17 protein-coding genes and 1 riboswitch are annotated in these 12,809 nt (G+C 40.4%); of the genes, 5 read left to right on the forward strand and 12 right to left on the reverse strand.

The annotated features are described in order from the left end of the window. Positions 1 to 314 precede the first annotated feature (314 nt). The 5 genes from LLY41_RS18605 to LLY41_RS22525 form a co-directional block, all read right to left on the reverse strand. Entirely contained in the window at positions 315 to 830 is a 516-nt protein-coding gene (locus tag LLY41_RS18605) for a type 1 glutamine amidotransferase domain-containing protein (RefSeq protein ID WP_304586108.1), read from the reverse strand. A 76-nt stretch (positions 831 to 906) separates the two neighbouring features. After that, on the reverse strand, positions 907 to 1,644 hold the full coding sequence (treR, locus tag LLY41_RS18610) for a trehalose operon repressor (RefSeq protein ID WP_304588061.1): 738 nt from the start codon (positions 1,642 to 1,644) through the stop codon (positions 907 to 909). A gap of 47 nt (positions 1,645 to 1,691) precedes the next feature. Then, positions 1,692 to 2,681: a class I SAM-dependent methyltransferase gene (locus LLY41_RS18615; protein WP_304586109.1), complete on the reverse strand. Its 990-nt coding sequence runs from the start codon at positions 2,679 to 2,681 to the stop codon at positions 1,692 to 1,694. Beyond that, positions 2,678 to 3,226 (reverse strand): FAD-dependent oxidoreductase, encoded by a 549-nt coding sequence (locus LLY41_RS22520; RefSeq protein WP_370460138.1) that lies wholly within the window; start codon positions 3,224 to 3,226, stop codon positions 2,678 to 2,680. The genes LLY41_RS18615 and LLY41_RS22520 overlap by 4 nt, the downstream gene beginning before the upstream one ends. 26 nt (positions 3,227 to 3,252) lie before the next feature. Continuing rightward, positions 3,253 to 3,978 (reverse strand): FAD-dependent monooxygenase, encoded by a 726-nt coding sequence (locus tag LLY41_RS22525; RefSeq protein ID WP_370460139.1) that lies wholly within the window; start codon positions 3,976 to 3,978, stop codon positions 3,253 to 3,255. A 227-nt stretch (positions 3,979 to 4,205) separates the two neighbouring features. Here LLY41_RS22525 and mnmH point away from each other — a divergent pair, with 227 nt between their 5' ends. After that, positions 4,206 to 5,264 carry a tRNA 2-selenouridine(34) synthase MnmH gene (mnmH, locus tag LLY41_RS18625; protein WP_304586111.1) on the forward strand — a complete coding sequence of 353 codons (1,059 nt, stop codon included), beginning with the start codon at positions 4,206 to 4,208 and terminating at the stop codon, positions 5,262 to 5,264. A 180-nt stretch (positions 5,265 to 5,444) separates the two neighbouring features. Beyond that, a complete protein-coding gene (locus LLY41_RS18630; RefSeq protein WP_304586113.1) occupies positions 5,445 to 5,768 on the forward strand; it encodes a helix-turn-helix domain-containing protein in 324 nt (107 codons plus the stop codon). Between the two features lie 98 nt (positions 5,769 to 5,866). Here LLY41_RS18630 and LLY41_RS18635 read toward each other — a convergent pair whose 3' ends face one another. The 6 genes from LLY41_RS18635 to sipW all read right to left on the reverse strand — a co-directional run bounded on the left by LLY41_RS18635 (position 5,867) and on the right by sipW (position 9,046). Next, positions 5,867 to 6,016, reverse strand: coding sequence for an anti-repressor SinI family protein (locus LLY41_RS18635; protein WP_304586114.1), 150 nt, complete (start codon positions 6,014 to 6,016; stop codon positions 5,867 to 5,869). Positions 6,017 to 6,042: 26 nt separating this feature from the next. Continuing rightward, positions 6,043 to 6,131: riboswitch (cyclic di-GMP riboswitch) on the reverse strand. A 144-nt stretch (positions 6,132 to 6,275) separates the two neighbouring features. After that, on the reverse strand, positions 6,276 to 6,527 hold the full coding sequence (locus LLY41_RS18640) for a hypothetical protein (RefSeq protein WP_304586116.1): 252 nt from the start codon (positions 6,525 to 6,527) through the stop codon (positions 6,276 to 6,278). Positions 6,528 to 6,591: 64 nt separating this feature from the next. After that, on the reverse strand, positions 6,592 to 6,885 hold the full coding sequence (locus LLY41_RS18645; RefSeq protein ID WP_304586117.1) for a DUF5658 family protein: 294 nt from the start codon (positions 6,883 to 6,885) through the stop codon (positions 6,592 to 6,594). Positions 6,886 to 6,964: 79 nt separating this feature from the next. Beyond that, positions 6,965 to 7,684 carry an LPXTG cell wall anchor domain-containing protein gene (locus LLY41_RS18650; protein ID WP_304586118.1) on the reverse strand — a complete coding sequence of 240 codons (720 nt, stop codon included), beginning with the start codon at positions 7,682 to 7,684 and terminating at the stop codon, positions 6,965 to 6,967. 74 nt (positions 7,685 to 7,758) lie between these two features. Next, positions 7,759 to 8,373, reverse strand: a complete 615-nt coding sequence (locus tag LLY41_RS18655) for a TasA family protein (protein WP_304586119.1) — start codon at positions 8,371 to 8,373, stop codon at positions 7,759 to 7,761. Between the two features lie 82 nt (positions 8,374 to 8,455). Then, positions 8,456 to 9,046, reverse strand: a complete 591-nt coding sequence (gene sipW / locus LLY41_RS18660) for a signal peptidase I SipW (RefSeq protein WP_304586121.1) — start codon at positions 9,044 to 9,046, stop codon at positions 8,456 to 8,458. A 266-nt stretch (positions 9,047 to 9,312) separates the two neighbouring features. On the opposite strand from sipW, the gene LLY41_RS18665 reads away from it, so the two are divergent. The 3 genes from LLY41_RS18665 to LLY41_RS18675 all read left to right on the forward strand — a co-directional run bounded on the left by LLY41_RS18665 (position 9,313) and on the right by LLY41_RS18675 (position 11,638). Further along, positions 9,313 to 9,654: a helix-turn-helix domain-containing protein gene (locus LLY41_RS18665; protein ID WP_304586122.1), complete on the forward strand. Its 342-nt coding sequence runs from the start codon at positions 9,313 to 9,315 to the stop codon at positions 9,652 to 9,654. Then, complete coding sequence (locus LLY41_RS18670) at positions 9,655 to 10,266, forward strand: class D sortase (RefSeq protein WP_304586123.1); 612 nt, start codon at positions 9,655 to 9,657, stop codon at positions 10,264 to 10,266. It begins immediately after the preceding gene. A gap of 451 nt (positions 10,267 to 10,717) precedes the next feature. Continuing rightward, a complete protein-coding gene (locus LLY41_RS18675; RefSeq protein WP_304586124.1) occupies positions 10,718 to 11,638 on the forward strand; it encodes a hypothetical protein in 921 nt (306 codons plus the stop codon). A gap of 253 nt (positions 11,639 to 11,891) precedes the next feature. Here the strand turns inward: LLY41_RS18675 and LLY41_RS18680 are convergent, their stop codons facing one another. Next, the gene (locus LLY41_RS18680) at positions 11,892 to 12,803 is read right to left on the reverse strand and encodes a pseudouridine-5'-phosphate glycosidase (RefSeq protein ID WP_304586125.1); all 912 of its coding nucleotides are present in this window, start codon (positions 12,801 to 12,803) and stop codon (positions 11,892 to 11,894) included. Positions 12,804 to 12,809: the final 6 nt, after the last annotated feature.

Consider the following 12,809-nt stretch of genomic DNA (forward strand, 5'->3'; position numbering starts at 1 on the left):
TTTTAGGGCTGTTTTTTTGATTGGGCTTGGGTATCCTTATAAACTTAATATGCAGCTGTTGATTTGGGTGCTGATCTCCGCTTCAGGGTCTCGCTTTCCGCGGGCGGCCCGGGAGCCTCCTCGACGCTTTGCGTCTGCGGGGTCTCCCGTTTCCCGCTGCTCCCGCAGGAGTCGAGCCCCTTCCGCTCCAATCAGCACGTATTAAAAAGGAATTTTTAGAAAATCAAAGCTCGGATATGGTTAATCCCCGAAGAACTTCGTTAATTAAACATAATAAACCCCCTGCCAAATCAGGCAGAGGGCTGTCCATTTCATTATCCTAACAATTTAAGCGATTCACGTGTGAATGCCGGGATGTCTTCTGGCTGGCGGCTTGTGACGAGCTGGTTTTGGCAGACTACGACTTCTGAGTCCTGGAATTTGGCTCCTGCGTATTCCATATCAACCTTGATAGATTTGTAGCCGGTTGCGTCGCGGCCTTCTAGAGTTTTGGCTGTCAGCAGCAGCTGGGGTCCGTGGCAGATCGCGAAGACTGGTTTCTTTTCGTCCATGAATGATTTGGCAAATTGGACGAATCGGTCATCGGCACGAAGCTGATCCGGTGAGAATCCGCCTGGCAGGAATAGCGCATCAAAGTCCTGCGGATTTACGTTATCAATGCTCTGATCTATTTGAACAGTGGCTTCACCCTGTTTGCCTTTAACGGATTTACCTTGTTCTTTTTCGATTGTTACCACTTCATGTCCCGCTTCTTTGAAGCCTTTAGCAGGTTCCGTGTATTCACTATCTTCGAACATCTCGGTAATTAAGCATGCGATTTTTTTACTCATCTATACCATCTCCTTTTAAAAATCTTCACATAAGGAGAATTCCCTGAATGGACAATCTTAAACGTAAAAAAGCATGTTACACTCCGCTGTCCATTCTTCTCGCAAAATCAACAAACCTGAATTTGTCCGGCCTGTGCCTGGATTCTGTGTACTGAAAAAGGGTGGCATCATCAAAATAAATATAATTTTTCACCACGACAATGGCATGGAATCCTTCCATATCGAGAAGCCTGCGGTCTTCAGCAGTCGGTTCTTCGACTGTAAATTCCTTTTTGGCAAAGCTGATTTTTTTTCCGAGATCGCCCTCAATGTAGGCAAAAATAGAGCTCTGGCATATGTCCTTCGTTAAGCCCGGGACATATTTCTCAATTAAAAAATCCTTGTCCAAAATGATCCGCTCATCTTCAATTTTCCGGACCCGATAGACTTTCCAGACCTTTTCATCTTTATCAATATGGAGATGCTTCATCTTTTCTGCGTCAGGCTGAATAAGCGAAAATTCATCCACAATCGTTTCAGCACGCTGCCCCATTTTCCCGGCCAGCTCTTTAAAGCTGACCAGACCCGATATGGGAAACTGCAGCTTTTTTAAATCAAGGACCATCGATCCTTTTCCGCGTATTTTCTGAATAAATCCGTTTTGTGCAAGCAAATTCAAGGCCTTGCGGATGGTTTCTCTTGAAGTGGAATACATCTCCGTCAATTCATGTTCAGATGGCAGAATGGATCTGGCGGGATACTTGCCTTCCTGGATTTGCTGGGCAAGCTCCTCATAAATCACTAAATATTTATTATTTCTCATTTCAATCACCATTTCAGTCAAGTTAACTCCATTCTACCATTAAACGGGCTTGCTTTGAATTATCGGTTGGACAGCTGGATAAAATACCAGCCGCCTTCCGTGACAACAGGCTTAAAGGTTTTCACTTTCAGCTTCAGCTCTTTCGCAAGCTGGTGGATATCCTCCTCAGTCGGGGTTGGATAAAGATTTTCAAAGGCAGAAAAGAAGCTGTTAAACACACTTGAAAACTCCTCGCCTTTTTTTGAATGAAGAATGGGTGTGATAATCGTAATGGATCCTTTCCGGCTAAGCCAGCTTTTCAATCGGGACAGCAGCTGCCTGCGATCCTCCGGCTGGATATAGTGCAGCAGGTTGTTGACCATAATTAAATCAGCCTGATGATCAGGTGAGTATTCATGAACATCTGCTGTCACAATATTAATGTTGGGAATATCTTTGCAATTGGTTCGGGCAGATTCTGCGACGTCTTCATTAATTTCAATTCCCGCCAGTTTTGCATGCGGGAACTTCTGGCTGATTCTGCTTAAATAGCCGCCTTCCCCGCAGCCAATATCGATGATCCGTTCCATTTTGTTTTTCTTAATGGTTTTCATAAGCCGCGGCAGTGCAAGCTGTTCCAGCAGTGATGAAGTTCTCGCGACGGTTGGTCCATGTTCTTCATGGTCAAAAGTATTTTTCGTATTGGAACGGAGCAGTTCTGGATAAGAGAGTAAAGTCGGGATATGCAATTCCATCATTTCCTTCAGGATGATTCCTGTGGAACGGGGGTTTTTCGGCGTGGACGGAAGGCTGAATTTGGATGCTGTCTTGATTTTATCCTTGCCTTTCTTTTTCAAATGGCGGATCGCAAGTCCCACCTCTACCCATCTTAAAAGCAGCTCCTCCTGAAGGTTTCTGCTTGATGCCACCTCTTTTACCGTTCTCCAGCTGCGGAACTGTGAAAAAAGGTCCAGCTCAAATCCAACATATGCATGCCAGCTGTATAGAAATGGCTGGTTCTTTTTCATCCAATTTCGTGCTTTTAACAATCTCACATATTCATTTATCATGGCTGTTCAACCTTCTTCCACGGATAGTCTTCTTGTTCTGTATAAAAATAATGGCTTTTATCGGCAGCTGATAATTCTGTTTTTCTTACCGGCAGCATTCCGGCCTGAATCAATCGGTCCCAAGGGCTCTCCGGCCAATATCCAAGACCTGAAACATTCAGCATTTGCTTATATTGCAGGGTTTTATCTCTTTCGATCTGTTTTAGGCCTTTGCGGCGTATTCCTGTAATAACCCGGTTCGAATAGGAATAGGCTATGGCGGATAAGTGACTTAGACTAATCATATTTTCAGCGCGTGGCTTCCGGACTTTTTCATACCATTTAAGCTTGTCCGGCGAAATTCTTCCGCTCGTATACATCTCTGCAAGCAATTCCCCCAGCACATCGGCATCCTGAATCGCCATATTCATGCCTTCCCCTGCCATCGGGTGAACCGTATGGGCCGCATCGCCCAATATCGCGAGTTTTCCATCCACATATTTATCTGCATAAAAAGCTGTCGGAATCATCAGCTGGATATCCTTCCAGTTTTTCAGTTTGGTCACATACCCTTCCAATTCCGGAAAGAGCTCTACATAATTTTTATGGAAATAGTGAATTCCTTTTTAAGATGCTCCTTATACGTGCCCTCAGGAATTAAATAAACAGATCGCACTTTCGCATCCGGCAGCGGAAATAATCCGAGGAACCGCTCATCTCTAGAGATGATTTTCCCTTCCTCCAAAGATTGAGGCCGGGGGAAGGTGACCGTTAGAAATTGATGGTTGTACTCAATCTTTTTAATTTTGCTGTTCATTTCTTTTCTGGTAATGGAATTTCTTCCTTCGGCTCCTATATAAAAATCAGCCCTTACTGTCAGCTGCTCCTTTACATCCTTCCTCTGAACCATTAATTCACCATTGTCATACCCTTTTGCCAGGGATCCTGACAGATAATGAAAGTTTGAATATTGAAGGGCCTGATTCAGAAGGATTCCTTTCAGCTTTTCATGCTCGATCATAAGCGAGTAATCATAATCTCCAGGGAGGATGCTGTAATCCATGGCATACTCCTTTTCCCCTTCCTCAAAAGCAATCCGGGAAAATGAAAAGCCATTATTAAGGATTTCATCCAAAGCACCAAGCTGATTAAAAATTTTCAGGCTCTTCGGCTGCAGGAGTTCGCCTTTATAAACGGAAGATGGGGCATCAAGCTTCTCCAGGACGGTGACATCAATATTAGCTCTAGCCAGCTTCAGTCCAAGTGTTAAACCGCCAATTCCTCCGCCTATAATGGCAACCGCTGTATTCAAAGACATGTTTCCACCACCTTTGCCTTTTATTTAACCTCCTTTTTAAAAAGCAAAACCAATGGATATGCTGATATTACAATGTCTGGAAAAAATTATAAGAACAAACTTGTGAAAATAGGAGTATGATTGTGATAGACACCTATCATTTCAAAATCCTGTATAATAGAGAGAGTCAAATCAATTAACCGTTCTTTTGAGGACGATATATAGCATTATTTTTTGGAGGCAATAAAATGAGAGAAATAGCAGTCGAACAATATATCCAAATGGACAACGCAGTTCCGGTCGATGTCAGGTCTCCAATCGAATTTGAGGAGTGCAGCATTCCCGGTGCTGTCAATGTGCCGCTCTTCACCAATGAAGAGCGTGTGGAAATCGGAACATTATATAAGAAAGAAGGTTCTGATGCGGCTAAGTGGAGAGCGATGGAAATCGTTTCACCTAAAATTCCATCTATGATGCAGAAAATCAGAGACCTGAAAAATGATGGCTTCCAGCCTGTCATTTACTGCTGGCGCGGCGGTATGCGCAGCAAAGCGGTCACTACTTTTATCACGTATGCGGGCGTTTCAATCCCCCGTTTAATTGGGGGTTACAGAGCGTACCGTCAATATATTCTGGAAAACACAGCGAGCCTAATTCCTGAAAAAGCAGTTGTTCTGCACGGAATGACCGGCGTCGGGAAAACGGATGTGCTGAAGGTGTTAAGCGAAAAAGGCTATCCTGTTATTGATCTGGAAGAAATGGCAGGACACCGCGGTTCGATCTTTGGCTCATTTGGCATGGGAAACGGCAGCACCCAGAAAACATTTGATGCACTTTTGTATAAATCCCTTTCTGAGGTTAAAGGGTCCCCTTATGTTATTATGGAAGCCGAGAGTAAGCGGATTGGCAAGGCTGTTCAGCCGGATGAGCTGCTCCATACCAAAAAAACCGGAATTCACATTGATATGTTCGCCAGCATGGAATCCCGTGTCCAGCGCATCATTCGTGACTATGTTGAGCCTTATCATAAAGAAGAATGGTTCAAACCGAAAGTGGATGAAAGCCTTGTGTTTATTAAAAAACGTCTGAAAGATACTGAAATCCGAGAGCAGCTGGATGAATCAGCTGAAATAGGAAACTACGAGCTATTTATCAAGCTTTTATTAGAACACTATTACGATCCGCGCTATGCCTTTAAGCAGCATGACTATGAAGGCCAATTCCACCACGTGAATGCAGATGATGTGGAAGCAGCTGCACAGCAAATTATTGACATTATTGAAAAGCAAAATGCTCCCGTCCTCTGACGCGGAGCATTACTTTTTGAGAGCGACAAAAGATATATTTTTATAAAACTTAGATAACTAACTATTTAAATCGGTTGACACTGTGTTATGATGATAATAATATTGAACAAATCGTTCTTAATATGGAACTAAATATATGATATAATCCTATTACATACAAAATAAGGTGTGTGGTATACCATGATCGGTGATCGTGTAAAAAAACTTCGCCAGGAAAAGAAAATGTCCTTATCCGAGCTTGCAGACCAGGCCGGTGTCGCAAAATCATACTTAAGCTCACTTGAGCGCAACCTGCAAACCAACCCATCGATTCAATTCCTTGAAAAAATCGCGGGTGTTCTGAATGTTCCTGTGGACCATTTGATCCATGAGCAGATTAACAAGGAAGATTTGGATTCAGATTGGATGAAAATTGTAAAAGAAGCGATGGAATCCGGGGTTTCCAAGGAGCAATTTCGGGAGTTTTTGGATTTTAATAAGTGGAGAAGCGGACAAAAATCATAGATGCAATGAGCCTGAATGGTCAGGCTTATTTTTTTGGCAAAATAAAAAGCATTTCCATTTAGAGATGCCTCTAACAGAAACACTTAGCAATACTATATTTAAGCTTCGATCAGAACCTCTTTGGCTCTGTTATTATGTAAAAACTCTCTAACTTCTTCCTTTTGCAGGCCTAAGTTCTTGGCTTCCATAATTAACTGCAGCCACTCCAAATCAATTCCATCGATCTTTACATTTTGTTCTGTCAACATTCTTCCCCCAGGATACGTATCGTATTCCAGGCAATCCAGCCATCGTAGTATTTTTCAATACCTTAGACCCGCGACTTTGCGTCCCCATCTTTCAATGAGTTTGCCTTTTTCTGCGCCTATCGGCTCAAAGAAATATTTTCCATAGATGTATTCTACTATGGCCGTATTGCTAATGGTGTCTCTTTTTGTAAATATAATTAATTATTTTAATATTAAATTAATTTATTTTTCGACAAAAATCTCTCAAATCCCTTACTTATTAGTTAATTGTTCTCTGTTTCGAATAGTAAGAATGGCCGATTCTTTTCCTATAATTCTTATTAACTTCCTGCAGAGAATATGTGTGTAAAATATTCTTTTTCTTATAGATCATATGGACCGGTTCCCGTGTCATCGCATCCAGGAAAGTTTCATTCGTCAAATCATCTCCGCAAACCGGACATAGCCACTCTCCGGTTTCAGTGCTGCTGAAAGATGGGCTATGGCATTTAGTGCAGTTTTTTTGGTACATGAGACACCGCCTGAACTATTTTATATTGATATATATTTCCTAATTGGATTTTAAATGAATGCTGTTAAAAAATTAATGAGAAAAGCCAAACAGAGTGCAGCAGGCATACAATTGAATACATAATTGAAGCTCCAGCTGCTAATAGTTTGACTTTAGATTCTGCGGAGATAAATATTGATAAAATGATAAGTACAAAAGAAAGAATTATTTTAAGAGAAAGAAATAAAAAAGGATGCAGGTCATAAAGATTACCCATTAGAGGATTGCTTTCTTCTATTACATTAAAGTGGAGTCCTAGGGCCGTAAGAAATCCGTCCAGTAGATTTAAGATGGCAAGATAATAAAGCAGCTTTTTCATGTGATCACCACTTTTTTGCTAAGGTGAGTATTTAATAATAAAAATTAAGGCCACGAAGTTTTTACTCTCCTGGCCTTCTCTATCTATCACTTCTTATCCTTCTATAAAAAACAAGGATTAATACACTTCCAGTTCCCAATAATAATCCGCCGATCAACAGTAAGTTATAAGTATTGGTTGCAGTGTTTGGCAGAAGATTCTCGGTCATTTCAGGATTTATTACAATATCGTCAGGGTTCTTGCCTCCCTTAGTATTCCCACCGGAAGGCTCTTCTTCATCTGGTGCATCTCCTTCTCCTGGTGAACCATTTGGATCAGTTAATGCCTCAGCAAGAAATATAATTTCTACCTCAGCAGAAGAATCCTGAAAGGCATTTCCCAGATTGTAAGGCATAGTAACTTGAAAGAATAACTGTTCAGAGCTGCCCTTTGCCAGCTTCCTTGGAGTAAACCCTTCAAAGTCTTTTAACTTTCCTTCAAATAGAATATCTGAATCCTTCTTAACCAAAAGATCAAGTTCTTCGAAAAGCCCTTTTACGGATTTTTTCTTTCCGATTTGAGCTGTGTATCTGAAATCCTGTTTTCCTTGGTTTAGGATGGTTATATCGCGTGGCATCCAGTCACCGGGTTTGAGGTTACCTACTTCAAATAGATAGCCCCTTAGATTGGTATTTATATCCGTAAGGCTTTCATTTGCATTTACATTTTTGGACCCTATTAAAACACAAGAAAAAATACCCACTATTATTATTATTATTATTATTATTTTTAACGACACTAGTAAGGTTTGATAACCCATATTATTACCTCATTCTTATATTTAAGAAAAAGATGGGCCAAGTACACCCATCTCTTTACAATTAAATTATATAATTATTTTTGTTCCCCTTCCTCCTGGTTAGCAATAAATTCCCAATTAATGGTTAAAGAGTCTCCCTGAAATTGGTTTTGGTCCCCATCATTATCCACAAATTCAAACTGGACATACATTTCGTCATCACTACCATTTTCTAAGCCGCTTCTTTCACCACTAAAATTAAATATTTTCTTTTCTACTGCATCTGGAGATAGGTTTTGTAAATCATAAAGAGTAGTTGAATAAACAATATCGTTATAATTTCCTATCATCCAAGAGTTACCAGTCTTGTCAACATTTTCTAAAAAGTTCACTCTAATATGTTTTCCAAAATCATCTGTATTATCACCATTAGCATCATTAACTGTATACGTAGAATTTAAGATAACCTCAGAGATATCAAGTGATCCGTTATTCTCTAAGTAAAAGGTTTTGTTCATCCAATCCCCAGGTTTAATATTTTCAATATTAATTACCGTTTCAGGGTTTACAGCTAAGTCTAGTGTACCAGCAGTAAATGAACCATCAGCAGTGGCAGTATCACTGAAGTATGCAAACGTCCCGCCTCCAACTAATGCAATTCCTAGTGCAGCAGATGTAATACCCATACCTATTTTCTTTTTTAAACTCATTTCCCTTTTCCTCCTCTACCCCACGCGGGTATGTATGATTTTTTATATTGACCCTTGTTTTTAACAAGGAGTGCAACCAAAGTTAAGCCGTTTTTTCATTTGAATCTGTTTTCTTATTCTTGGAGTCAAGTTCTCTTAAGCCCTGCATGATGCTAAATGCTGAGTATGCCAGAAGCAGAAGACCAGGACCAATCAGCAGAATAGCTCCGCCTTCTTTTGATTGTGCAAAATCTATGAAATATCCCACATATGGAATCGTGAAACCAGAGTAAACGGCTCTTACGTTTTCAGAAAGCACTGGGTCCATGTCTGCTGCGTTGTTGTTATCCCCTTTTGTTTCATACATGACATGTTCGCCGCTTGTTGAGACACCAATAATGCGGTGGGTGATCAGCTTCTGTTCATCGGCCTGGAAAGTAATGATGTCTCCCTTTTTCAGGTCTTTACTTTGGGATGAATCAACCGGCTTAACCGCTATAACAGATCCTGTCATGAAGGTTGGCTCCATTGAACCTGATAGCACGGTTTTAAGCTGGTAACCGAATGCCTGAGGTTCTCCGCCAGATGCTTTAGAAGAAACAACGAGCACCGCCATAATGATTAAATTGATAAACAATATTGCTGTAATCAAATTGCTAATAATCTTCCTTGCTGTTTTCCAGCTGAATTTCAATTCACTGTCACCTTCCTTTAAAGAAAGAAGTTTGTTCTTTCTTTGTGTTCGTTTTGTTCTTTTTATCGAACCGTTAAGTCGAGTATAGTCCATCCGTCTTATTTTGAAAAATTCCAAATTCAGCCGTTTTTTCGTTTTAAAGAACGTTTTTCGTTCTTTTTCTAAGAATATCTCGAGAATTCTCACTATTTTGTATTTTTTATTGAACGTTTTGTTCGTTATAATGAAATTATCTTTATATTTTATGATAAGGGAGTATTATGCCTATGATAGGTGGCCGGATTAAAAGTTTAAGGATTAAAAAGGGATACTCAATTAATGAGCTTTCTGAAAAAGCGGAGGTCTCCAAATCATATTTGAGCTACATTGAGAGAGGCATACAGGAGAACCCTTCACTGCAGGTTTTATCGCGAATCGCCAGAACACTGGATGCAAACCTTGAAGATTTGCTGGAAGAGAATAAAGAACAGATTACCGATTTGTTTAAGCTGGATGAAGAGTGGGTTTCCCTTGTTAAAGAAGCAATCAGGCAGGGAATCACAAAAGAGGATTTCTCCTATTATCTGGAGTTCATCAAATTTAAGAAGATGAATGGAGGGAGTGTTTAGTTGAAGGTTAGAGGCCGTTTGCTGATTATAGCTGCCTCCTTCCTTATTCTAATCGGAGGCGGTCTGGTCCTGTTTTCCCTGCAGGAAATGTACGCTCAGGAGAAGAAAACCAAGGATTCTTTAGCCCAGGCACAAGAAAGAGTTCACAACGCAGTGAATAAAGAAAGAAGAAATGTTCTCCAAACAGAACAACCACTGGATGTTTCCTTTGAGCAGGGTGAAGCCATTGGGATTCTAAAGATCCCCCGCTTGGAAGCTGAACTTCCCATTATAGAAGGAACAGATGAGGATGAACTTGAAAAGGGGGTTGGCCATTACTCAACAACGGTTCTTCCGGGCCAGTCTGATCAAATTTTATTATCAGGGCATCGGGATACAGTTTTTCGCCGGCTTGGTGAACTTGAAATTGGAGATATACTTCAAGTTATCATGCCCTATGGAGAATATAGATATGAGATAACAGAAACAGAGATTGTTGATGCGGATGATACTACAGTGATTAATTCCACTGCTCCACAAGAAATTCTCACTGTTTCCACTTGCTATCCTTTTTCATATGTAGGAAATGCACCAAATCGTTATATTTTATCTGCTAAAAGATTAGTTAATTAAATTAAATTTTATGAAATGTTCTCAATAAAGAATATCTATGCGAAAATTTGAGTAAAATCTAGATAATGAGAGAAAAGATACTATTTACCTGCCAAAAACTTAAATTATTCCATTTCCAAATTTACTTTCCTAATAGTATAATGAATCTTAATTCTATATAAAGAACAAATTCACTTTTAATAATGAACATTCAAAGGAGGTTACATTGATGGAACCGAGAGGGGTGAGAATTAAAAGAATGAGAAGGAAAAGAAGAAAACAAATTGCAAAAGCCGCTGCTTCCAGTTTTGCACTTTCATCCTCCATTGTTGTTGGAGCACATTTCATATCGCCTACATATGCTCAATTCAACAGCACTGATGAAGCAAACTCGACTATTGAGGCATGCTTTATTTTTCCCAGAACAATAGAAAAAGAATATGTAACCAAGTCAGAAGATATCTTCAAAAAATTGGATGAGGAAATACAACAGGCATTGTCTATAAAAAGCAGTATTACTGAAATAGATGCTGATGCTAAACTAAAGAACGTAAAGCCTTATTCCAACGGCCATACCAATCCATCCGAACCAGCATCTGATAGCAGTGCCTCAATAAAAGGGCTAACAGCTACCCGTTATTCGTTAGAATCACAAATAAACAGTCTGCAAAATAACATATCCACAGCTAAACAGGACTTAAATGCGATTAGCTCCTTAAGCAGTCAATTATCTGCTTCAATCCAGCAGCTGGAGAATTACAATAACGCTCTCGAAGCAACAGTAACAAAGTCACAAACTCATACTGAAGAATTAACAACCCTTTTAGATACAATAAACGGATTCAAAGATCAAGCTATCACAGAATGCACTTATGAAGAAACTTACTTTGAAGAGCAAATTACCAAGATGGAGAGTTATTCAAAGGATGCTGAAACTCTTATAACCCAAGCTAAAGAGGAACAAACCGCTTCCCTGGAAAAGATCAAAAGCTATAATGACAAACTAAATCAGTTAAGGAATATGGAAAGCAATATTCAGGACGAGATTTCTAAGTTTGAAAGCAGCATTGATCATCTGAATAGCCGTAATTCAGATATCGATGCTCAAATTCAAAAGCTTGAAAAAGAACAACAGGAAGCTGAACAAAAGAAAAAAGCTGAAAAGGAGGCCGCTGATAAGAAAAAGAAAGAAAACAAGCCTCCTGAAGAAAAACCAGCAGCAGCTCCTACAAAAGATAAGCCAAGTGAAGAAAAAGCTGAACCAGCTGAAGAACCGAAAGCAGAACAGCCACAAGGTGAAGAAACCGGCACATCTGAAAGTTCCGATGAAGCAACACAACAAAACGAATCCCCATCCGAAAATGCAGAAACCACCTCAGAAGAAGCTAAATGAAAAGTTCCCGAGAGCTAAGTGTGATTCACACTTAGCTCTCTTTTTTTAATTTCAAGTGCCCTTTTTACTTCATCTAGACAAACACCCGTCCCCTATCCAAGAACCTGTACATATCCTTTACTATATGGGTTTCCAGAAGGGACGTTATCCGAATGATCAATTTCTTAAGATTACTATTATATTTAGCCATCATCATCACAGCTATCCTGCTATCAGTATAAAAAGCCAGACTCTCTAAGCCTGGCTTTTCCCTTTACTTATTCAAACTAACAGCAATCCTCGAACCCACTTCCGCATTATGCTTCACCAATGCAATGTTCGCTATCAAGCTTCTTCCTTCTGTTAACTCCTTAACTTTCCCCAAAAGGAATGGAGTCACTTTTTTCCCTGAGATATTGTTTTCATTCGCTTCTTTTAAGGCAGTTTCAATAACACCAGTAATAAACGCTTCTTCCAGCGCATCTTTTTCAGGAATCGGGTTGGCAATCACAACGCCGCCTCTTAGGCCCAGTTCCCATTTTGTGCGGATCATTTCGGCTGCTTCTTCTGCATTGTCCACCCGGTAGTTCACGCTGAACGGACTTGTGCGTGTGTAGAAGGCGGGCAGTACATCTGTTTCAAATCCAACGACCGGAACGCCATGGGTTTCTAAGTATTCAAGCGTCAAACCAATATCCAGAATGGATTTCGCACCTGCACAGATAACGGCCACATTGGTCATCGCAAGCTCCTGAAGGTCAGCCGAGATGTCCATGGTGGTTTCCGCTTCACGGTGAACTCCGCCAATTCCGCCTGTGACAAACACTTCAATTCCGGCAAGCTCAGCACAGATCATGGTGGCCGCTACCGTTGTGGCGCCATTTTTCTTTTTAGCAATCAAATAGGGAAGGTCCCTCCGACTCGCTTTTTCAATATCCTTGCTTTGTGCAAGGAATTCCAGCTCCTCGTCTGATAAGCCAATTTTAATTTTCCCGTTTAAAATGGCAATGGTTGCAGGGACAGCACCGTTTTTGCGGATGATTTCCTCTACTTCTTTTGCTGTCTGGACATTTTGCGGGTATGGCATTCCATGTGAAATGATGGTGGATTCAAGGGCGACAACCGGTTTATTTGTTTTCTTTGCTTCTAACACTTCTTCTGAGTACTCAAGCCATTTTTCTAACATGATGTC

It is taken from the genome of Cytobacillus firmus (assembly GCF_023612095.1).
Classification (GTDB): Bacteria; Bacillota; Bacilli; order Bacillales; family Cytobacillaceae; genus Cytobacillus.